Here is a 21,205-nt window from a genome sequence, read left to right as displayed (position 1 = left end):
GGCGTGGGGGAGCGGCCATGGCCGCCGACCCCCGCGCCGTCGGAGGTGTCGGTGGCGACGCATACGATGGACGGGTGTCCATCTCCCCCGTCGAGTCCTCGTCCCTCCTGAGCGTCCGCGGCGCTCGCGTCCACAACCTCCGCGACGTCGACCTCGACATCCCGCGCGACTCGCTCGTCGTCTTCACGGGCCTGTCCGGGTCCGGCAAGTCGTCCCTCGCGTTCGACACGATCTTCGCCGAGGGGCAGCGCCGTTACGTCGAGTCGCTGTCGGCGTACGCGCGTCAGTTCCTCGGGCAGGTCGACCGCCCGGACGTCGACTTCATCGAGGGGCTGAGCCCCGCGGTCTCCATCGACCAGAAGTCCACGAACCGCAACCCGCGGTCCACGGTCGGCACCATCACCGAGATCTTCGACTACATGCGCCTCCTCTGGGCCCGCATCGGCGTCGCCCACTGCCCCGTGTGCGGGGAGCGCATCTCGCGGCAGACGGTGCAGCAGATCGCCGACCAGCTCATGGAGCTGGAGACCGGCACCAGGTACCAGATCGTCAGCCCCATCGTGTCGCAGAAGAAGGGGGAGTTCGTCGACCTCTTCGCCGAGCTCGCCTCGGGCGGCTACTCGCGCGCCATCGTCGACGGGGAGCTCATCCAGCTCAGCTCGCCGCCCAAGCTCAAGAAGCAGTACAAGCACGACATCTCGGTCGTGGTCGACCGGCTCGTCGCGAGCGACGACATCCTCGGGCGCCTCACCGACTCGCTCGAGACCGCGCTCCGCCTCACCGACGGCATCGTGATGATCGACTTCGTCGACGTCGAGGGCCCCGCCGGCCTCCAGACGTACTCGGAGAAGCTGTCCTGCCCGAACAACCACCCGATCCAGCTCACCGAGATCGAGCCGCGCACGTTCTCCTTCAACGCCCCGTTCGGCGCCTGCCCCGAGTGCTCGGGCCTCGGCACGCGCATGTCGGTCGACCAGGAGCTGCTCATCGGCGACGAGTCGCTGAGCATCGCCGACGGGGTCATCCTGCCGTGGACCACGCAGGGCAAGGGCCTCTTCCAGTACTACGAGAAGCTGCTCGCGGGCCTCGCGCGCGATCTGAAGTTCTCGCTCACCACGCCCTGGCGGAAGCTGTCGGAGGAGGTCCGCGAGGCGGTCCTCCGCGGCAACGACTTCGAGGTCCAGGTCAAGTGGAAGAACCGCTACGGCCGCGAGATGACCTACTCCTCCGGCTTCGAGGGCGTCATGCCCTACATCGAGCGCCAGTTCGCCCAGGCCGAGACCGACAACCAGCGCGCCCGCTGGGGCGAGTACCTGCGCGAGATCCCGTGCCCGGTGTGCGACGGCAAGCGCCTGAAGCCCGAGGTGCTCGCGGTGCTCGTGCACGGCGCGAACATCGCGGACGTCGCGGAGATGAGCCTCTCCGACGCGCAGACCTTCATGGCGCAGCTCGAGCTCACCGATCGCGAGGCGCACATCGCCGCGCAGGTGCTACGCGAGATCCGAGTGCGGCTCGACTTCCTCATCGAGGTGGGCCTCAACTACCTCAACCTGGCGCGCGCCGCGGCGTCGCTCTCGGGCGGCGAGGCGCAGCGCATCCGCCTGGCCACGCAGATCGGCTCCGGTCTCACGGGCGTGCTCTACGTGCTCGACGAGCCCTCCATCGGGCTGCACCAGCGCGACAACCGCCGGCTCATCGAGACGCTCGTGAAGCTCCGCGATCTCGGCAACACGCTCATCGTCGTCGAGCACGACGAGGACACCATCCGCACGGCCGACTGGATCGTCGACATCGGACCGGGCGCGGGCGTCAACGGCGGCAAGGTCGTCCACTCCGGCTCCTACGCGGGTCTCATCGAGAACCGCGAGTCGCTCACGGGCGACTACCTCGCGGGCCGTCGAGCCATCGCGACGCCGGCGAAGCGCCGCAAGATCGACAGGAAGAGGCAGATCCAGGTGGTGGGCGCCCGCGCCAACAACCTGCAGAACGTCACGGCGGCGTTCCCGCTCGGCACGCTCACGGCCGTCACGGGCGTCAGCGGATCGGGCAAGTCGTCGCTCGTGAACGACATCCTGTACCGCGTGCTCGCCAACGAGCTCAACGGCGCGCGCAAGGTCCCGGGCAAGCACGCCCGCGTCACGGGTCTCGAGAACCTCGACAAGGTCGTCCACGTCGACCAGAACCCCATCGGCCGCACCCCGCGCTCGAACCCGGCCACCTACACGGGCGTGTTCGACCGGATCCGCACCCTGTTCGCCGAGACCACCGAGGCCAAGGCGCGCGGCTACCTGCCCGGCCGCTTCAGCTTCAACGTCAAGGGCGGGCGCTGCGAGGCGTGCTCCGGCGACGGCACCATCAAGATCGAGATGAACTTCCTGCCCGACGTGTACGTGGCGTGCGAGGTGTGCGGGGGAGCGCGCTACAACCGCGACACCCTGAGCGTGCACTACAAGGGCAAGAGCATCGCGGAGGTGCTCGACATGTCCATCAGCGAGGCGGCGGAGTTCTTCGAGCCGATTCAGGCCATCCACCGCTTCATGAAGACGCTCGTCGACGTGGGCCTCGGCTACGTGCGTCTCGGGCAGAGCGCCACGACCCTCTCCGGCGGCGAGGCGCAGCGCGTCAAGCTGTCGACGGAGCTGCAGCGACGGTCGAACGGGCGCAGCGTCTACGTGCTCGACGAGCCGACCACGGGGCTCCACTTCGAGGACGTGCGCAAGCTCCTGCTCGTGCTCAACGGCCTGGTCGACAAGGGCAACACCGTCATCGTCATCGAGCACAACCTCGACGTCATCAAGTCCGCCGACTGGCTCATCGACATGGGCCCCGAGGGCGGCGCGGGCGGCGGCACTGTCCTGGCGACGGGGACCCCCGAGCACCTCGCCACGGTGCCGGAGAGCTACACCGGCGGGTTCCTCCGCGAGGTATTCGAGGCCGAGGCGGAGGCCTCCGCGGTCGCGTCGTCGCGTGCGCGCGAGGAGCGCGCGGCCGTCTGATGGCCCGCGCCGACACCGTCGGGTACCGTCCGGCGGCGGGGGAGATCCCCACGTCGCCGGGCGTGTACCGCTTCCGCGACGCCGCGGATCGCGTGCTCTACGTGGGCAAGGCGAACAACCTCCGGGCCCGCCTCGCCAACTACTTCGCGCCGCTCGAGAGCCTGCACGAGCGCACCCGTCGCATGGTCACGTCCGCGGCCGGGGTGGAGTGGACCGTGGTCGGCAGCGAGTTCGAGGCTCTGCAGCTCGAGTTCACGTGGATCAAGGAGTTCGACCCGCCCTTCAACGTCAAGTTCCGGGACGACAAGTCGTACCCGTACCTGGCGGTCACGCTGGGCGAGGAGTACCCGCGGGTCATGGTCACCCGCAACCGGAAGATCCGCGGCGCCAAGTACTTCGGGCCGTACACGAAGGTGTGGGCCATCCGCGAGACGGTCGACCACATGCTCAAGGTCTTCCCCGTGCGGTCCTGCTCCGAGAGCACCTTCAAGCGCGCCCGCCAGACCAACCGCCCGTGCCTGCTGGGCGACATCGGCCGCTGCGCCGCGCCCTGCGTCGGCCGCGTCTCGGAGGAGGAGCACCGCGAGATCGCGGACGACTTCGTGAGCTTCATGGCGGGCAACGACTCGAAGTACGTGGGCCAGCTCACCCAGCGGATGAAGGACGCCGCCGCGGAGATGGACTACGAGGCCGCCGCCCGCCACCGCGACGACATCGGCGCCCTCGAGGCCGCGCTCTCGAAGACCGCGGTCGTGTTCGACGACCGTGTCGACGCCGACGTGTTCGGCATCGCCGCGGACGAGCTCGCCGCGGCAGTGCAGCAGTTCATGGTCCGCGGCGGACGCATCCGGGGCACGCGCACGTGGGTGGTCGACAAGGAGCTCGACATCGGCATCGGCGAGCTCGTCGAGACGGTGCTCCACAACGCCTACGAGGACGAGGCGCATCCGCCGCGCGAGGTCCTCGTCCCGGAGCTGCCGGCCGACGCCGCCGAACTCGAGCTGTGGCTGAGCCAGCGACGGGCGGCGGGGGAGGACGACGGCACCGTCCGCCGGGGGCGACCGAGCTCGTGGCAGGTCGACCTGCGGGTCGCCCAGCGCGGGGACAAGGCCGCGCTCGCGCAGACGGCAGCGACCAACGCGCAGAACGCACTCATGCTCTACAAGACGCGCCGCAGCTCCGACTTCACCACGCGCTCGAAGGCGCTGGCCGACATCCAGGAGGCGCTCGGCATGCCCGACGCGCCGCTGCGCATGGAGTGCTACGACGTCTCGCACCTGAGCGGCACGAACATCGTCGCGTCCATGGTGGTCTTCGAGGACGGCCTGCCGCGCAAGGACCAGTACCGCCGCTTCAACATCGCCGACTCCACGGACGACACCGAGTCCATCCACCAGGTCATCACGCGCCGCCTCGCCTACCTCGGCAAGGAGGCGGAGGTGCCGGCGGATGCCGCTCCGCCCGAGCTCGGCGAGGCGCCCCCGGTCAACAAGTTCTCCTACAGCCCGAACCTGCTCATCGTCGACGGCGGGCAGCCGCAGGTCGCCGCCGCCCAGCGGGCGCTCGAGGAGTCGGGCGTCACGGGGATCCAGCTCGCGGGAATCGCGAAGCGCCTCGAGGAGATCTGGCTGCCGGACTCCGACTACCCCATCATCCTGCCGCGCAACAGCGACGCCCTCTTCCTCATCCAGCGCATCCGCGACGAGGCGCACCGGTTCGCGATCACGCACCAGCGCGCCCGGCGGAAGCGCGACATCACGTCGGTGCTCAACGAGATCCCGGGGCTCGGGCCGTCGCGCGTGCAGCGCCTGCTCCAGCAGTTCGGCTCGGTCGCGAAGCTCAAGCAGGCCGAGGTGGAGGAGATCGCCGCGGTCCGCACCATCGGACCGACGCTCGCCCAGGCCGTGTACGAGCGCCTCCGCTCCTGATCGGGCCCGACCCGGGGTCGTGGGTCGCACCTAGACTGGATCCACCGACAGCGCGACGAGAGGTGCAAGCCCGCATGAGCGTGGAGAACCCCCAGCAGGACGTCATGATCGTCACGGGCATGTCCGGCGCGGGCCGCTCCACCGTCGGCAACGCGCTGGAGGACCTCGGCTGGTACGTGGTCGACAACCTCCCGCCGCAGATGCTCAAGCCGCTCGTCGAGCTCGCCGGCCGTGCGGGAACGTCCCTCCCCAAGATCGCCGCGGTGGTCGACGTCCGCGGCGGCGACTTCTTCTCCGAGCTGCGCGACATCCTCCAGACGTTCGGCACGGGTCCCCGGCTCCGGGTCCTCTTCCTCGAGGCGACCGACGCGGCGCTCGTGCGGCGCTTCGAGCAGGTGCGCCGACCGCATCCGCTCCAGGGCAACGGCACGCTGCTCGACGGCATCGCGGCCGAGCGCGCGCGCATGATCGAGATCCGCGAGGCCAGCGACCTCGTCATCGACACCTCCGAGCTCAACATCCACCAGTTGGCCACGGCCATCACCGAGCAGTTCAGCGGCGCGGACGACGCCGGCGTGCGCGTCACCGTCATGAGCTTCGGCTTCAAGTACGGGACCCCGGCGGACGCCGACATGGTGGCCGACATGCGATTCCTGCCGAACCCGTTCTGGACCCCGGAGCTCCGCCCGCTGACGGGTCGTGACAAGGCCGTCAGCGAGTACGTGCTGGGCCAGGAGGGGGCCGAGGAGTTCGTCCGGGCCTACGCCCGCGCGCTCTCCCCGGTGCTCGCGGGGTACCAGCGCGAGAACAAGAGACACGCTACGATCGCTATCGGCTGTACCGGCGGCAAGCACCGCTCGGTGGCCGTCGCCGAGGAGCTCTCCAGCCTCCTCCGCGCCCTTCCCGGCGTCGCTGTCAGCACGAAGCACCGCGACCTCGGCCGGGAGTAGGGCACCCATCTCATCAAGGGAGTAAGCATTTGCCTCTGACCTCGGACGTCAAGGAAGAACTGTCACGCGTCGAGGTCAGCAAGACCACGGTGAGGGCCGCCGAGCTGGCCACCATCCTGCGCTTCTCCGGCGGGCTCCACCTCATCTCCAACCGCATCGCGGTGGAGTCCGAGCTCGACACCCCCATGCTGGCCCGGCGCGTCCGCAAGGACCTCGCGGAGCTGTACGGAGTGCGCAGCGACATCTCGGTGGTCCCGGCCTCCGGCATGCGCCGCGCCACGCACTACCTGGTCCGCGTGATTGAGGGCGGCGAGACGCTCGCCCGCCAGACGGGCCTGCTCGACGCCCGCCGTCGCCCGATCCGCGGCCTCCCGAACCGTCTCACCACGGGCTCGCGCGAGGAGATCGCGGCCGTCTGGCGCGGCGCGTTCCTCGCCGCAGGCACCCTCACGGATCCGGGGCGATCGGCCGCCCTCGAGGTCACCTGCCCGGGCAACGAGGCCGCCATGGCGCTCGTCGGCGCCGCCGGCCGCCTCGACGTCAGCGCCAAGGCCCGCGAGGTGCGCGGCGTGCACCGCGTCGTGATCCGCGACGGCGACGCCATCGGGCAGATGCTGCGCGTCATGGGCGCCCAGGGCACCGTCCTCAACTGGGAGGAGATGCGCCAGCGCCGCGAGGTCCGCGCCACCGCGAACCGGCTCGTCAACTTCGACGACGCGAACCTCCGCCGCTCCGCCCAGGCCGCCGTCGCCGCGTGCGCGCGTGTCGAGCGGGCCATGGAGATCCTCGGCCCGGACATTCCGGAGCACCTCAAGTACGCGGGCGACCTCCGCCTCCGGTTCCGCGACTCCAGCCTGGACGAGCTCGGCCACCACGCCGACCCGCCCATGACGAAGGACGCCGTCGCGGGCCGCATCCGCCGCCTGCTCGCCATGGCCGACAAGAAGGCCGTCGACGAGGGCCTCCCGGGCACCGACGCGAACCTGCCGGCCGACCTCGACGACGTCTGAGCCGCTGCCGCGACCCCTCCGATCCGGGCATCTGCGCCGTGCCGAGCCCGCACCGGGCCGCGGTGACCCGCCGGACGCCGGACGTCATCCGGCCAGGTGGCGCGGAGGGCCGCCGGACTAGACTCGACCCGTCACCCACCCCCGGCCTGTGGCCGGGAGCCCCCGGGCAATGAAGAGGAGATACACCTATGGCTGACTACACTCTCGTCGACCTCCCGTACGACTACTCGGCCCTCGAGCCGAGCATCAGCGGCCGCATCATGGAGCTGCACCACGACAAGCACCACAAGACGTACGTCGACGGCGCGAACACCGCCCTCGTCAAGCTGCAGGAGGCGCGCGACGCCGGCGACCTGACCTTCGTCAACAAGCTGCAGAAGGACCTCGCGTTCAACCTCGCGGGCCACGTCAACCACACGGTCTTCTGGAACAACCTCAGCCCGGACGGCGGCGACAAGCCCACCGGCGAGCTGGCCGCCGCCATCGACGAGTTCTTCGGCTCGTACGAGAAGTTCCAGGCGCACTTCACCGCGTCGGCCCTCGGCATCCAGGGCTCGGGCTGGAGCATCCTCGCGTGGGACTCCCTCGGCGAGAAGCTCATCATCGAGCAGCTCTACGACCACCAGGGCAACCTCGCCGCGGCGACCGTCCCCATCCTGCTGCTGGACATGTGGGAGCACGCCTTCTACCTCGACTACGTCAACGTCAAGGCCGACTACGTCAAGGCGTTCTGGAACATCGTCAACTGGGCCGACGTGCAGGCGCGCTTCGAGGCGACCCGCACGAAGACGCAGGGCCTCTTCCTCCTGTCGTAGCCGCATCCGCGGGCGGCCGGCCGGGAGACCCCGGCCGCCCGCGGACATCGCACGCCGGGACTCCCGCCCCGGACCTCCACCACCCACCCGCCGCCTCCGCGCGCGCAGAACCCCAGGAGAACTCGTGACCGTCAAGATCGGCATCAACGGCTTCGGCCGCATCGGCCGCAACTACTTCCGCGCAGCGCTGGCCAAGGGCAGCGACATCGAGATCGTCGCGGTGAACGACCTCACCGACAACAAGGCGCTCGCGCACCTGCTCAAGTACGACTCCATCACCGGCCGCCTCGACGCCACGGTCGAGCTCGACGGCGACAACATCGTCGTCAACGGCAAGGCCATCCGCGTCCTCGAGGAGCGCGACCCCGCGAACCTCCCCTGGGGCGAGCTGGGCGTCGAGATCGTCATCGAGTCCACGGGCCGCTTCACCAAGGCGGAGGACGCGCGCAAGCACATCACCGCCGGCGCCAAGAAGGTCCTCGTCTCCGCGCCCGCCACGGGCGACAACGTCGCGACCCTGGTCCTCGGCGTCAACGAGGGCACCTACGACCCCGCCACCCACGACGTGATCTCCAACGCGTCCTGCACCACGAACTGCCTCGCGCCCCTCGCCAAGGTCTTCCTCGACGAGTTCGGCATCAAGCGCGGCCTCATGACGACGGTCCACGCCTACACGGCCGACCAGAACCTGCAGGACGGCCCGCACAGCGACCTGCGCCGCGCCCGCGCCGCCGCCGTCAACATCATCCCCACGTCGACGGGTGCCGCCAAGGCGCTCGGCCTCGTCATCCCGGAGCTCGTCGGCAAGCTCGACGGCTACGCGCTCCGCGTGCCCGTGCCCACCGGCTCGATCACCGACCTCACCATCGAGACCACGGCGAACGTCACGGTCGAGCAGGTCAACGCGGCGTACAAGGCCGCCGCCGAGGGCCCCCTCAAGGGCATCCTCAAGTACACCGAGGACCCGATCGTCTCGAGCGACATCGTCAACGACCCGCACTCCTCGATCTTCGACGCCGGCCTCACGAAGGTCATCGGCAACCAGGTCAAGGTCGCGTCGTGGTACGACAACGAGTGGGGCTACTCCAACCGCCTCGTCGACCTCACCGAGTACGTCGCCGACCGCCTGTAACCGGCCGTGGCACTCCGCACCATCGACTCCCTGGGGGATCTCCGGGGACGCCGCGTCATCGTGCGCTGCGACCTCAACGTCCCCCTGAAGGACGGCGTGATCGGTGACGACGGGCGCATCCGCGCCTCGCTGGGGACCCTCACGGGTCTCCGCGAGGCCGGGGCCCGCGTCGTCGTCATCTCGCACCTCGGCCGCCCCGACGGCACGCCCGACGAGAAGTACAGCCTCCGTCCCGTCGCGGCCCGCCTCGGCGAGCTGCTGGGCGCCGACGTGGCATTCGCGACCGACACCGTGGGCGACTCGGCCCGTGCGGCCGTCGACGCGCTCGGCGACGGCGACGTCGTCGTGCTCGAGAACCTCCGCTTCCACGCGGAGGAGACCAGCAAGGACGAGGCCGTGCGCCGCGGCTTCGCGGAGTCGATCGCCCAGCTCGGGGACGCGTTCGTGTCCGACGGCTTCGGCGTCGTGCACCGCAAGCAGGCCAGCGTGTTCGAGCTCGCCTCGGCGCTCCCCAGCGCCGCCGGCTCGCTCATCGCGAGCGAGCTCGAGGTCCTCGACCGCCTGACGGAGAACCCGGAGCGGCCCTACACGGTCGTCCTCGGCGGATCCAAGGTGTCCGACAAGCTCGGCGTGATCGGCCACCTGCTGCCGCGCGTCGACTCGCTGCTCATCGGCGGCGGGATGCTGTTCACGTTCCTCAAGGCGCAGGGCCACGAGGTGGGCGCGAGCCTCCTCGAGGAGGACCAGGTCGAGACCGTCAAGGGCTACCTGGCCGAAGCGGAGGAGCGCGGCGTGAAGATCGTGCTCCCCACCGACGTGGTCGTCGCCGACGGGTTCTCCGCCGATGCCGCCCACCAGGTCACGCGTGCCGACGCGATCGAGGAGACGCCCGCGGGAGCGAAGGGGCTGGGGCTCGACATCGGGCCCGAGACCGCCGACGCGTTCGCGGGCATCATCCGCGGTTCCACGACGGTGTTCTGGAACGGCCCCATGGGCGTCTTCGAGCTGGAGCCGTTCGCGGCCGGCACGAAGACGGTCGCCGACGCGCTCACTCGCGTCGAGGGGCTCTCCGTGGTCGGCGGCGGCGACAGCGCCGCAGCCGTCCGCGCGCTCGGATTCGATGATGACCGCTTCGGTCACATCTCGACCGGAGGCGGCGCGAGCCTCGAGTTCCTCGAGGGGAAGCGCCTGCCGGGACTGGAGGTCCTCGGATGGCAGTGACCGATCGCCCGCAGGGGCGCACGCCCCTCATCGCGGGCAACTGGAAGATGAACCTGGATCATCTCCAGGCCATCGCGTTCGTGCAGAAGCTCGCCTGGAGCCTCAAGGACGCCAAGCACGACTCGACGGACGCGGAGGTGGCGGTGTTCCCGCCCTTCACCGACATCCGCAGCGTGCAGACGCTGGTGACGGCGGACAAGCTCGAGATCGCCTACGGCGCGCAGGACGTGTCCGCGCGTGCGTCGGGCGCGTACACGGGTGAGATCTCCGCGTCGTTCCTGGCGCAGCTCGCCTGCCGGTACGTCATCGTCGGCCACTCCGAGCGGCGCACGCTGCACGGCGAGACCGACGAGCAGGTGGCCGCGAAGTCGGCGGCCGCCGTGCAGCACGGCATCGTCCCGGTGATCTGCGTGGGCGAGACCGCGGCGGACCTCGAGGAGCACGGCGCGAGCGCCGTCCCCGTGGCCCAGCTGCGCGTCGCGCTCCAGGGTCTCCCGAAGGGCGCCGACGTGGTCGTCGCCTACGAGCCCGTCTGGGCCATCGGATCCGGCACGGCGGCCACGCCCGAGCAGGCGCAGCAGGTGGCGGCGCCCCTCCGGGCCGTCGTCGCCGAGCTTCTCGGCGACGAGGCGGCCGCGGCGACGCGGATCCTCTACGGCGGCTCGGTCAAGTCCGGCAACATCGCGGGATTCCTCCGCGAGCCCGACGTCGACGGCGCGCTCGTCGGCGGCGCCAGCCTCGACGTCCAGGAGTTCTCCGCCATCGCGCGGTTCCGCTCCCACGTCGGGGTCTGATCCGCGGGTGTCCACGAGCCGTTCGCGTCCATCCGGGCGCGGGCGGCTCGCCGCATCCAGGCGCCCGCTATAATCGACAGCGGCCCATCGGCCGTTCACCGGTCGAATCGGCCACAGCACCGCACCCGAAAGGCCGCACGTGGAAATCCTCCAGGTAGTCCTGCAGGTGGTTCTGGGAATCACCAGCCTCCTGCTGACCATGCTCATCCTGCTGCACAAGGGGCGGGGCGGCGGTCTCTCCGACATGTTCGGGGGCGGCACCACGTCGAGCCTCGGCTCGTCGGGCGTGGCCGAGCGGAATCTGAACCGCATCACCGTCATCCTCGGCCTCGTCTGGGTCACGTGCATCGTGGTCCTCGGGCTGATCACCAAGTTCGACACCGGATTGTAGGGAGCAGCCACATGGCATCAGGAGGAAGCGCCATCCGCGGTTCGCGCGTCGGCGCGGGCCCCATGGGCGAGCAGGACCGCGGCTTCCACGCGGAGCGCATCTCGATCTCGTACTGGGACGCCCTCGGCAACGAGACCGTCCGCCACTTCGCGGCGAACCTGCCCGAGGAGGAGATCCCCGAGACCATCGACTCCCCGCAGTCGGGTCTGCCGGCCGGGCGCGACAAGGCCAACCCGCCGTCGGTCGCCAAGCTCGAGCCCTACAAGACGCACCTCGCCTACGTGAAGGAGCGTCGCAGCGAGGAGGAGGCGAGCCAGCTCCTCGAGGAGGCGCTGGAGCAGCTCCGCGCCCGCCGCGGCACCGTGAAGGCCACCAAGTAGCCCACCGCACCGCGTCATCACGACGAACGCCCCCGTCCATCGGACGGGGGCGTTCTCCGTTCCGCGTGTGCGGCGGGCGGCCGGGTGGACGACGACGGGCGGGCCTCACGAGGAGACCCGCCCGTCACGGCATCGTCCGGCTCGCACCGGCTGCCGTCGTCAGTAGGACGACAGCCGGAGGTTCTCCGGCACGTCCGCAGCGGCCTCGCGGTCGATGAAAAACACCGTCCGCTTGCGGCCCTTGATGCCGGCGACGGGCACCTCGGTGCGGTCGGCTCCCGCGAGGGCGAGACCCAGCGCGAACGCCTTGTCCGGACCCGCGAGCACCATCCAGATCCGGAGCGACGAGTTGAGCACCGGCAGCGTGAGGGAGATGCGCTCGGCCGGCGGCTTCGGGGAGTTGCGCACGCCGATGACCGCGGCGTCCATCGTGCGGATGCCCTCGCTGTCCGGGAACAGCGACGCGACGTGACCGTCCGGCCCGACACCCAGGAAGGTGATGTCGAAGCGGGGGAGGGTCGTCTCGCCGTTCGCGTGCTCGGCGAGCTCCTCCGTGTACGCCGCGACGGCCTCGTCCAGGCTCGAGCCCTGGTCGCTCGCGCCCATGGCGTGGACGTTCTCGGCGGGCAGGTCGATGTGGTCGAGCAGGGCCTCGCGCACCGTGGTGTCGTTGCGCTCGGGGTCGCCCTGCGGGAGCCAGCGCTCGTCGCCGAACCAGAAGTGGACGCGGGTCCAGTCGACGCTGTCGCGCGCCGCGGACTCGTTCACGGCCGCGAGGATGCTCGGGCCCACCGTCCCCCCGGTGAGGACGACGTTGGCCGTCTCCTCCTCATCCAGGATGTCGACGAGCTTCGTGAGGAAGCGCGCGGCGACGGAGCCGGTCATGGCCTTCTTGTCGGGGTGCACGAGCACCCTGCGGTCGTTCGTCATCGGTCGGCCGAGTCCTTCCGTGCGGTGGTGGACGCGGTGATGTACCCCTGGCCCGCGGTCGACCGCTCGAGGCCGTGACGGATCACGTCGCCGTAGAGCGAGTCGGGGTCGAGGCGCCGGAGCTCCTCGGCCAGGCAGTCCCGGAGGCTGCGGCGCGGGAGGCTCACATCGTGCGTCGGCTGGTTCGGCTGCTTGAGCGTCGCCACGTTCGCGATGGGCCGGTCGAGGTCGATCACGCCGGACGCGCGGTGGAGCCGCACGCCGTGGATCCCGCTCGAGCCCGTGGCCCGGGTCGTGACCTCGTGCAGCACCGGGACCTGCAGCTGCAGGCCCAGCCACGCGGCCAGCAGCACGGTGGAGGGGGAGTCGGCGGCGCCGGACACCTCCACCTGCGTGACGGGCTCGTACGGCGGCTGGTCGAGAACCGCGGCGAGCAGCGCCCGCCACAGGGTGAGACGCGTCCAGGCGAAGTCCGTGTCGCCCGGCGCGTACGTCTCGGCCAGGTGCTGCAGGGCCACGCGCGGGTTGCTGCTCGTGGACGAGTCCGTGATGCGGCGCTGCGCGATGCGGCCGAGCGGCGACTGGCTGACGACCGCGGGCGCGTCGTGCGGCCACCACGCCACGACGGGCGCGTCGGGGAGGAGGAGACCGGTGACCAGGCTCTCCTCGTCCTCGGCGGCCGCGCCGTACACGCGGAGCACGACGACCTCGCTCGCGCCGGCGTCGCCGCCCACGCGGATCTCCGCGTCGACGCGAGCCGACTCGGCCGTCGTCGACGTCTGCGCGCCGCGCTCGGTGGAGATTACGATGACGCGCATCGGGTGCTCGCGCGACGCGTCGTTGGCGGCCTCGATGGCCTCCTCCTCGCTGCCGTGCGACGTCGAGATGACGAGCGTCAGGACACGGCCGAGGGCGACCGCGCCGCCCTCCTCGCGGATCTTGACGAGCGCCTTCGAGATCTTGGCGGTGGTGGTGTTCGGCAGATCGACTCTCATGGCCGCCTCCAGGTCCGTCCGTCGCGGGCGAGGAGCTCGTCGGCCGAGGCCGGCCCCCAGGTGCCCGGACGGTACTGCTCGGGCTGGCCCTGCGTGCGCCAGAATTCTTCGATGGGGTCCAGGATCTTCCAGCTCAGCTCGACCTCCTGGTGGCGGGGGAAGAGCGGCGGGTCGCCGAGCAGCACATCGAGGATGAGCCTCTCGTACGCCTCCGGGCTCGCCTCCGTGAAGGCGTGGCCGTAGCCGAAGTCCATGGTGACGTCGCGCACCTGCATCCCCGCGCCCGGCACCTTGGAGCCGAAGCGGATGGTGACGCCCTCGTCGGGCTGCACCCGGATGACGAGCGCGTTCTGCCCGAGCGCCGAGGTCTGGTCCTCCGCGAAGAGGTTCTGCGGCGCGCGCTTGAACACGACCGCGATCTCCGTCACGCGGCGGCCGAGGCGCTTGCCCGCCCGAAGGTAGAACGGCACGCCGGCCCAGCGTCGGGTGTTGATGTCGAGCCGCATGGCCGCGTAGGTCTCGGTCAGGGACTCGGGGTCCATGCCGTCCTCGTCGAGGAAGCCCACGACCTCCTCGCCGCCCTGCCATCCGCCGGCGTACTGCCCGCGGGCGGTGGCGGTGGAGAGGTCCTTCGGCAGGCGCACCGCCGACAGCACCTTCTCCTTCTCGTCCCGGAGGCTCGACGCGTCGAACGCGACGGGCTCCTCCATGGCCGTGAGGGCGAGGAGCTGCAGGAGGTGGTTCTGGATCACGTCGCGCGCCGCGCCGATGCCGTCGTAGTACCCGGCACGACCGCCCACGCCGATGTCCTCGGCCATGGTGATCTGCACGTGGTCGACATAGTTCGCGTTCCACAGGGGCTCGTACAACTGGTTGGCGAAGCGCAGCGCCAGGATGTTCTGGACCGTCTCCTTGCCCAGGTAGTGGTCGATGCGGAACACCGAGTCCGGCGGGAAGACCGTCTCGACGACCGCGTTGAGCTCGCGGGCCGTCTTGAGGTCGCTGCCGAAGGGCTTCTCGATGACGACGCGGCGCCAGTGGCCCTCCTTCTGCTCCGCGAGTCCCGAGCGGCGGAGCTGCTCGGTGACCAGCGGGAAGGACTTCGGCGGGATCGACAGGTAGAACGCGTGGTTCCCCATCGTGCCCCGCTCGCGGTCGAGCTCCTCCGTGATGTCCTTCAGCGTCTGGAACGCCTCGTCGTCGTCGAAGGTGCCCTGCACGAATCGGATGCCCTGGGCCAGCTGGCGCCAGACGTCCTCGTCGAACTTGGTGCGCGAGTACTGCTTGACGGCCTCGTACACGACCTGCTCGAAGTCCTGGTCCTCCCAGTCCCTCCGGGCGAAGCCGATGAGCGCGAAGCCGGGGGGCAGGAGCCCCCGGTTCGCGAGGTCGTAGACGGCCGGCATCAGCTTCTTGCGCGACAGGTCACCCGTCACGCCGAAGATGATGAGGCTGCTGGGCCCCGCGATGCGGTTCAGCCGTCGGTCTGACGGGATCCGCAGGGGATTGAATTCCGGGGTGATATCCACCGGCGACATGTAACTCCTCGATCTGCCGGACGGATCCGGCGATGCGGTCATTCGAGCGTCGAGAGCAGAGCCCGGGCGTCCGTGGTGGGGTCGGTCAGGTTCAGTCGCAGGACGGGACGGCCGTGCTCGGCGAGCACGGTGGCGTCGCCGGCGGCCTGCGCCTGGATGAGCTCGCCGAAGGTGAAGGGGCGGTCCGGGATCTCCAGGTCCGACGCCGCGTCCGCGGTGATCTGCAGGAACACGCCGACGGGGGTGCCGCCCTTGTGGAACTGCCCCGTGGAGTGGAGGAACCGGGGTCCCCAGCCGAACGTGACGGGACGGCCGGCCTTGCGGGCCACGGCGTCGCGGAGGCGCTCGAGCTCGGGGAGCGCGAGGCGGTCGACGAACGCCTGGACCGCCACGTAGCCCGTGGGGCCGACGTGCGCGAGGAGGGCGTCGATCGCCGAGCCGACGTCGGTCGCGCCGTCGGTGACGTCGCTCGTGCCGCGGACCTCGATGCCGTCCGTCGTGACGACGGGAGCCTGTGGTGCGGGCCGGTCGTCGAGCAGACCGCGCGCGGCGACCTTGGCGGCCTCCACGTCGGGCTGGTCGAACGGGTTGATCTCGAGCAGGCGTCCCGCGACGGCGACGGCGTACTCCCACGTGAGGATCTGCGCGCCGAGCGTGCCGCTGATGACGATCTCGCCCTCGGCGGCGTCGTGCGCGTCGACGTCGGCGACGAGCCGCGCGATCTGCAGGTCCGCCAGGCCGAGCGAGAGCTCGGGGGCGTCGGTCGGCAGGACGACGGGCAGCAGGCCCGTGCCGAGCTTGCCGGTGGACTCCGCGATGAGCTGCTCGACCCAGTCGCCGAAGCCCACGATGTGCGTGCCGTCGGAGACGATGCCGAGCTTGTCCTTCAGCGGCGAGGTGCCGGCGATGGCGGCGCCGAGCACGAGGCCCGGGTTCGACACGTCGTCGACGGCGAGCTGCGCGGAGGCGGCCTCCGCCTCGTCGAGCAGGCCGCCGATGTCGGCGCCGGCGAGGCCGGACGGCACGAGGCCGAACGCGGTCAGCGCGCTGTAGCGGCCGCCGACGTCGGGGTCCGCGTTGAACACGCGGTAGCCGTCGGCGCGTGCCGACTCGTCGAGCGGCGAGCCGGGGTCGGTCACGATGACGATGCGGCGGGTCGGGTCGATGCCCGCGTCACGGAACGACTTCTCGTAGACGCGCTTCTGACTGTCGGTCTCGAGCGTGGAGCCCGACTTCGACGAGATGACCACGACCGTGGTGGCGAGGCGGTCGCCGAGGGCGGCGAGGACCTGACCGGGGTCGGTCGAGTCGAGGACGGTGAGCTCGACGCCCGCGGTGCGGGTGATGACCTCGGGCGCGAGCGAGGATCCGCCCATGCCGCCGAGGACGACATGGTCGACGCCCTCGCCGCGGAGCTCCTCGCGGAGCGCCGTGATCTCGGCGACGAGCGGACGCGAGACGGAGACCGCCTGCGTCCAGCCGAGGCGCTTGGTGGCCTCGGACTCGGCGTCGGGCCCCCAGAGGCTGCCGTCGAGGCCCGTGATGCCGGACGCGACGTGCGCCTCGACCAGCGCGGGCACGTGGGTCTCGACGGCCGCGGCCGCCGCGCCGCTCAGCGCGATGCGGACGCTCACTTGGCGCCGTCCAGGGCGTTGGTGACGGTCTCGATGAGCTCGCTCCACGACACCTTGAACTTCTCGACGCCCTCCTTCTCGAGGAGCTCCGTGACCTCCTTGTAGGAGATGCCGAGCGAGTCGACCTCGTTGAGGACCGCGTTCGCGGCGTCGTAGGAGCCGGTGATCGTGTCGCCCTCGATGACGCCGTGGTCGGCGGTCGCGTCGAGCGTCTTCTCCGGCATCGTGTTGACGACGTCCGCGGCGACGAGCTGCGTGACGTAGAGCGTGTCGGGCAGGTCGGGGCTCTTCACGCCCGTCGAGGCCCAGAGGGGGCGCTGCTTGTTGGCGCCGGCGCCGAGGAGGCCCTGGGCGCGCTCGGACGCGAAGGACTGCTCGAACGCCTGGTAGGCGAGCTGCGCGTTGGCGACGCCGGCCTTGCTCTTCAGCGCGGTGGCCTGCTCGGTGCCGAGCGCGTCGAGGCGCTTGTCGATCTCGGTGTCGACGCGCGACACGAAGAAGGACGCGACGGAGTGGATGGTCGACAGGTCGATGCCCGCCGCCTTCGCCTTCTCGAGGCCGGTGAGGTACGCGTTGATGACCTCGCGGTAGCGCTCGAGGCTGAAGATGAGCGTGACGTTGACGCTGATGCCGGCGCCGATGACCTCGGTGATCGCCTCGAGGCCCTCGCGGGTCGCGGGGATCTTGATCATGACGTTGGGCTCGGCGATCTTGTCCCACAGCTTGTGGGCCTCGTCGATGGTCGCCTGCGTGTCGTTCGCGAAGTCGGGGGAGACCTCGATGGAGACGCGGCCGTCGAATCCGGCGGTGCGGTCGTAGACGGGGCGGAAGATCCGGGCCGCCTCGCCGACGTCGCGGGTCGTGATCTCGAAGACCGCGCGGTCGACGTCGGCGCCGTCGGCCGCGAGTTCGCGGACCTGGGCGTCGTACGCCTCGCCCTTGGCTAGGGCCGACGCGAAGATGGTGGGGTTGGTCGTGATGCCGACGACGTCGCGGTCGGCGATCACCTTCTCGATGCCCTTGGCGTCGATGCGCTCGCGGGACAGGTCGTCGAGCCAGATGCTGACGCCCGCGGCGGAGAGCTGCGCGGTGGGGGATGTGGTGTCGGTCATGTTGCCTTCTCCATGCTGGTTGTGAGGTTCTGGGGGGAGGGGCGCGCACACGCGCCCCTCCCGGGCACCCGACCGGCGAGCCTAGGGAGGCGGGCCGGTCGGGCCGGGCCGGCGGGGAGCGGAGCAGCTCTGCCGCCCCGCTCCTCGTCAGCTTCTAGAGGGAGGCGATGGACTCCTTGGCCGCCTTCACGACGGCCTCGGTGGTGATGCCGAACTCGCGGTAGAGGACCTCGTACTCGGCGCTGGCGCCGAAGTGCTCGATCGAGATGCTGCGGCCGTGGTGCCCGACGTACTGCTTCCAGGAGAGCGAGATGCCCGCCTCGACGGAGACGCGCGCGGCGACCGCCTCGGGGAGCACGTGCTCCTTGTACGCCGCGTCCTGCTCCTCGAACCACTCGAGGCTCGGGGCGCTGACCACGCGAGCCTGCACGCCTTCCGCGGCGAGGGCCTCGCGGGCCTCGAGCGCGAACTGCACCTCGGAGCCCGTGGCGATGAGGATCACGTCGGGCGTGCCCTCGGTGTCGGCGAGGACGTAGGCGCCCTTCGCGACGCCGGCCGCCGAGGCGTACTCGGTGGCCGTGGCGTCGCCCGTGCCGCGCTCGACGACGGGGAGGTTCTGGCGCGACAGCGCGAGACCCGCGGGGCCCATGCGACGCGTCAGGATCGTCTTCCACGCCTGGGCGGTCTCGTTGGCGTCCGCGGGGCGGATGACGTCGAGGCCCGGGATGGCGCGGAGGCTGGCGAGCTGCTCCACCGGCTGGTGCGTCGGCCCGTCGCCGCCGAGGGCGACGGAGTCGTGCGTCCAGACGAAGATCGACGGCGCCTTCATGAGCGCGGCGAGACGGACCGCCGGGCGCATGTAGTCGCTGAAGATGAGGAACGTGCCGCCGAAGGGGCGCGTGTTGCCGTGGAGGACGATGCCGTTGAGGATCGCGCCCATGGCGTGCTCGCGGATGCCGAAGTGGAGGACGCGGCCGTAGGGGTCGCCCTTCCACATGTCGGTGGAGCGCTCGGCGGGGACGAAGGACGGCGCGGACTCGATGGTCGTGTTGTTCGACTCGGCGAGGTCGGCGGAGCCGCCCCACAGCTCGGGCATGACCTCGGCGATGGCGTTGATGACCTTGCCGGACGCGGCGCGCGTGGAGACGTCCTTGCCCGCGGGGAACACGGGGAGCGCCTCGTCGAGGCCCTCGGGGGCGTCGCCGGCGAGGACGCGGTCGAGCAGCGTCTTGCGCTCGGGGTTCGCCTCGGCCCACGCGGCGAGCTTCTCGTCCCACTCGCGGTGCTGCTGCTGTCCGCGCTCGATCGCCTGGCGGGTGTGCTCGAGGACGCCGTCCGGCACCTCGAAGCTCTTCTCGGGGTCGAATCCGACGATCTGCTTGACGGCCGCGAGCTCCTCGGCGCCGAGGGCGGAGCCGTGGATCTTGCCCGAGTTCTGCTTCTTCGGGGAGGGCCAGCCGATGATCGTCTTGAGGATGATGAGCGAGGGCTTGCGCGTCTCGGCCTTGGCGGCCTCGACGGCGTCGAACAGCTCCTGGACGTCCTCGACGTACTCGCCCGTCTTCTTCCAGTCGACGTGCTGCACGTGCCAGCCGTAGGACTCGTAACGCGCGGCCACGTCCTCGGTGAAGGCGATGTCGGTGTCGTCCTCGATGGAGATCTGGTTGCTGTCGTAGATCGCGATGAGGTTGCCGAGCTCCTGGTGCCCCGCGAGGGAGGACGCCTCGGAGGTGATGCCCTCCTGCATGTCGCCGTCGCCGGCGATGACGTACACGAAGTGGTCGAAGGGGCTCTCGCCCGCCGGCGTCTCCGGATCGAACAGGCCGCGCTCGTAGCGGGCTGCGTAGGCGAAGCCGACGGAGGAGGCGAGGCCCTGGCCGAGGGGGCCCGTGGTGATCTCGACGCCGTCGGTGTGGCCGTACTCGGGGTGACCCGGGGTCTTGGATTCCCAGGTGCGGAGGGCCTGGAGGTCCTCGATCTCGAGGCCGTAGCCGCCGAGGAAGAACTGCGTGTACTGCGTCAGCGAGCTGTGGCCCACCGAGAGGATGAACCGGTCGCGGCCGATCCAGGTGCTGTCCGACGGGTCGCGTCGCATGACCTTCTGGAACAGGAGGTAGGCCGCCGGGGCCAGGCTCATGGCGGTGCCGGGGTGACCGTTTCCGACCTTCTCGACCGCGTCCGCGGCGAGGATCCGCGCGGTGTCGACCGCCTTGCTGTCGATGGGGTCCCATTGCAATTCTGCCACTTGGTTCTAGCCCTTCTGAAGATGGGGGGAGGCCCAGCCGGACCGCCTATCAGTATAGGGAACACCCACTCGGCCCTCGGTGTTCCGAGCCCGTCCCGGAGGCCGCCCGCGGCTCGGCTCGCAGGTGCCGTGGCCTACGATGGGGAGGGAATTTCCGGCGAGTTAGAGGTGCGATGAACGTTGCGGTGCAGAGCCGGGTCGATCGGGAGACGATCGGCGTGGCGAGGAAGACCAAGGCGTACGTCGCACTGACGAAGCCGCGCGTCATCGAGCTCCTGCTCGTGACCACCGCGCCCGTCATGATCCTCGCCCAGGGCGGGTGGCCGAACCCGTGGCTGATCCTCGGCGTCCTCGTCGGCGGCACGCTCAGCGCCGGCAGCGCCAACGCGTTCAACTGCTACATCGACCGTGACATCGATCGCGTGATGAAGCGCACGCAGCGCCGGCCCCTCGTCACCGGCGAGCTGTCGGACCGCGAGGCCCTGGTCTTCGCCTGGATCATCGGCGTCGCGAGCATCGTGTGGCTCGGCGTCATCTCGAACTGGCTCGCCGCCGCGCTCTCGCTGGCCGCGATCCTCTTCTACGTCTTCGTCTACACGCTCTGGCTCAAGCGCCGCACGCCGCAGAACATCGTGTGGGGCGGGGCCGCCGGGTGCATGCCCGTCCTCATCGGCTGGGCCGCGGTCACGGGCGACATTTCGTGGGCGCCCGTCATCCTCTTCATGATCGTGTTCCTCTGGACGCCGCCGCACTACTGGCCGCTGTCGATGAAGTACCGCGACGACTACGCCTCGGTGAACGTGCCGATGCTCGCGGTCGTCCGCGGACGCGCGGCCGTGGGCCTCCAGACCATCCTGTACGCGTGGGCCACGCTCGCCTGCTCGCTGCTGCTGATCCCGGTCGCCGGCATGGGCCTCGTCTACACGCTCGCGGCCCTCGCGGGCGGCGGCTGGTTCGTCTACGAGACCCACCGCCTGTACGACCTCGCGGTGCGCCACGAGCCGATCAAGCCGATGCGCGTGTTCCACGCCTCCATCTCGTACCTGTCGCTCCTGTTCCTCGCGGTGGGCATCGACCCCCTCCTGCCCTTCTGATCCGCACGGTCTCGACGGGGTCGCCCGCGGTGAGCGTGGG

17 protein-coding genes are annotated in these 21,205 nt (G+C 70.5%); 11 read left to right on the top strand and 6 right to left on the bottom strand.

Annotated elements, in window-relative coordinates:
• The first annotated feature begins 74 nt into the window (after nt 1–74).
• From uvrA to ACU4ZT_RS09125, 10 genes are all read left to right on the top strand, one after another.
• The gene (uvrA, locus tag ACU4ZT_RS09170) at nt 75–2,996 is read left to right on the top strand and encodes an excinuclease ABC subunit UvrA (protein ID WP_063071783.1); all 2,922 of its coding nucleotides are present in this window, start codon (nt 75–77) and stop codon (nt 2,994–2,996) included.
• Nucleotides 2,996–4,924 carry an excinuclease ABC subunit UvrC gene (gene uvrC, locus ACU4ZT_RS09165; protein WP_270981485.1) on the top strand — a complete coding sequence of 643 codons (1,929 nt, stop codon included), beginning with the start codon at nt 2,996–2,998 and terminating at the stop codon, nt 4,922–4,924. Before uvrA ends, uvrC begins: the two co-directional genes overlap by 1 nt.
• Before the next feature lie 74 nt (nt 4,925–4,998).
• Nucleotides 4,999–5,874 (top strand): RNase adapter RapZ, encoded by an 876-nt coding sequence (gene rapZ, locus ACU4ZT_RS09160; protein WP_063071785.1) that lies wholly within the window; start codon nt 4,999–5,001, stop codon nt 5,872–5,874.
• Between the two features lie 29 nt (nt 5,875–5,903).
• The gene (whiA, locus tag ACU4ZT_RS09155; RefSeq protein WP_445337052.1) at nt 5,904–6,884 is read left to right on the top strand and encodes a DNA-binding protein WhiA; all 981 of its coding nucleotides are present in this window, start codon (nt 5,904–5,906) and stop codon (nt 6,882–6,884) included.
• A 188-nt stretch (nt 6,885–7,072) separates the two neighbouring features.
• Complete coding sequence (locus tag ACU4ZT_RS09150) at nt 7,073–7,699, top strand: superoxide dismutase (RefSeq protein ID WP_063071787.1); 627 nt, start codon at nt 7,073–7,075, stop codon at nt 7,697–7,699.
• Nucleotides 7,700–7,823: 124 nt separating this feature from the next.
• A complete protein-coding gene (gene gap, locus ACU4ZT_RS09145) occupies nt 7,824–8,831 on the top strand; it encodes a type I glyceraldehyde-3-phosphate dehydrogenase (protein ID WP_445337051.1) in 1,008 nt (335 codons plus the stop codon).
• 6 nt (nt 8,832–8,837) lie between these two features.
• Entirely contained in the window at nt 8,838–10,052 is a 1,215-nt protein-coding gene (locus tag ACU4ZT_RS09140; RefSeq protein ID WP_063071789.1) for a phosphoglycerate kinase, read from the top strand.
• The gene (gene tpiA, locus ACU4ZT_RS09135) at nt 10,043–10,846 is read left to right on the top strand and encodes a triose-phosphate isomerase (RefSeq protein WP_445337050.1); all 804 of its coding nucleotides are present in this window, start codon (nt 10,043–10,045) and stop codon (nt 10,844–10,846) included. The genes ACU4ZT_RS09140 and tpiA overlap by 10 nt, the downstream gene beginning before the upstream one ends.
• 139 nt (nt 10,847–10,985) lie before the next feature.
• Entirely contained in the window at nt 10,986–11,237 is a 252-nt protein-coding gene (secG, locus tag ACU4ZT_RS09130) for a preprotein translocase subunit SecG (RefSeq protein ID WP_012038429.1), read from the top strand.
• An 11-nt stretch (nt 11,238–11,248) separates the two neighbouring features.
• On the top strand, nt 11,249–11,617 hold the full coding sequence (locus tag ACU4ZT_RS09125) for an RNA polymerase-binding protein RbpA (RefSeq protein WP_053774592.1): 369 nt from the start codon (nt 11,249–11,251) through the stop codon (nt 11,615–11,617).
• A 159-nt stretch (nt 11,618–11,776) separates the two neighbouring features.
• Here the strand turns inward: ACU4ZT_RS09125 and pgl are convergent, their stop codons facing one another.
• From pgl to tkt, 6 genes are all read right to left on the bottom strand, one after another.
• A complete protein-coding gene (gene pgl / locus ACU4ZT_RS09120; RefSeq protein ID WP_063071791.1) occupies nt 11,777–12,547 on the bottom strand; it encodes a 6-phosphogluconolactonase in 771 nt (256 codons plus the stop codon).
• Nucleotides 12,544–13,542, bottom strand: a complete 999-nt coding sequence (locus tag ACU4ZT_RS09115; RefSeq protein ID WP_414747909.1) for a glucose-6-phosphate dehydrogenase assembly protein OpcA — start codon at nt 13,540–13,542, stop codon at nt 12,544–12,546. The genes pgl and ACU4ZT_RS09115 overlap by 4 nt, the downstream gene beginning before the upstream one ends.
• Complete coding sequence (zwf, locus tag ACU4ZT_RS09110; RefSeq protein WP_063071793.1) at nt 13,539–15,080, bottom strand: glucose-6-phosphate dehydrogenase; 1,542 nt, start codon at nt 15,078–15,080, stop codon at nt 13,539–13,541. The genes ACU4ZT_RS09115 and zwf overlap by 4 nt, the downstream gene beginning before the upstream one ends.
• Nucleotides 15,081–15,118: 38 nt before the next feature.
• Nucleotides 15,119–16,714, bottom strand: coding sequence for a glucose-6-phosphate isomerase (locus tag ACU4ZT_RS09105; RefSeq protein ID WP_445337049.1), 1,596 nt, complete (start codon nt 16,712–16,714; stop codon nt 15,119–15,121).
• Nucleotides 16,711–17,826, bottom strand: coding sequence for a transaldolase (gene tal, locus ACU4ZT_RS09100; RefSeq protein WP_063071795.1), 1,116 nt, complete (start codon nt 17,824–17,826; stop codon nt 16,711–16,713). The genes ACU4ZT_RS09105 and tal overlap by 4 nt, the downstream gene beginning before the upstream one ends.
• 154 nt (nt 17,827–17,980) lie before the next feature.
• Nucleotides 17,981–20,071 (bottom strand): transketolase, encoded by a 2,091-nt coding sequence (gene tkt, locus ACU4ZT_RS09095; RefSeq protein WP_445337048.1) that lies wholly within the window; start codon nt 20,069–20,071, stop codon nt 17,981–17,983.
• Between the two features lie 173 nt (nt 20,072–20,244).
• On the opposite strand from tkt, the gene ACU4ZT_RS09090 reads away from it, so the two are divergent.
• The gene (locus ACU4ZT_RS09090) at nt 20,245–21,165 is read left to right on the top strand and encodes a heme o synthase (protein WP_063071797.1); all 921 of its coding nucleotides are present in this window, start codon (nt 20,245–20,247) and stop codon (nt 21,163–21,165) included.
• Nucleotides 21,166–21,205: the final 40 nt, after the last annotated feature.

Source organism: Clavibacter davisi (assembly GCF_052751415.1).
This window is presented reverse-complemented; position numbering and strand designations above follow the sequence as displayed.

Coding starts and splice junctions, on each gene's coding strand:
- uvrC (WP_270981485.1), top strand. CDS start 2,996: ATGGCCCGCGCCGACACCGTCGGGTACCGTCCGGCGGCGGGGGAGATC.
- rapZ (WP_063071785.1), top strand. CDS start 4,999: ATGAGCGTGGAGAACCCCCAGCAGGACGTCATGATCGTCACGGGCATG.
- ACU4ZT_RS09150 (WP_063071787.1), top strand. CDS start 7,073: ATGGCTGACTACACTCTCGTCGACCTCCCGTACGACTACTCGGCCCTC.
- tpiA (WP_445337050.1), top strand. CDS start 10,043: ATGGCAGTGACCGATCGCCCGCAGGGGCGCACGCCCCTCATCGCGGGC.
- ACU4ZT_RS09125 (WP_053774592.1), top strand. CDS start 11,249: ATGGCATCAGGAGGAAGCGCCATCCGCGGTTCGCGCGTCGGCGCGGGC.
- pgl (WP_063071791.1), bottom strand. CDS start 12,547: ATGACGAACGACCGCAGGGTGCTCGTGCACCCCGACAAGAAGGCCATG.
- ACU4ZT_RS09115 (WP_414747909.1), bottom strand. CDS start 13,542: ATGAGAGTCGATCTGCCGAACACCACCACCGCCAAGATCTCGAAGGCG.
- zwf (WP_063071793.1), bottom strand. CDS start 15,080: ATGTCGCCGGTGGATATCACCCCGGAATTCAATCCCCTGCGGATCCCG.
- tal (WP_063071795.1), bottom strand. CDS start 17,826: ATGACCGACACCACATCCCCCACCGCGCAGCTCTCCGCCGCGGGCGTC.
- ACU4ZT_RS09090 (WP_063071797.1), top strand. CDS start 20,245: ATGAACGTTGCGGTGCAGAGCCGGGTCGATCGGGAGACGATCGGCGTG.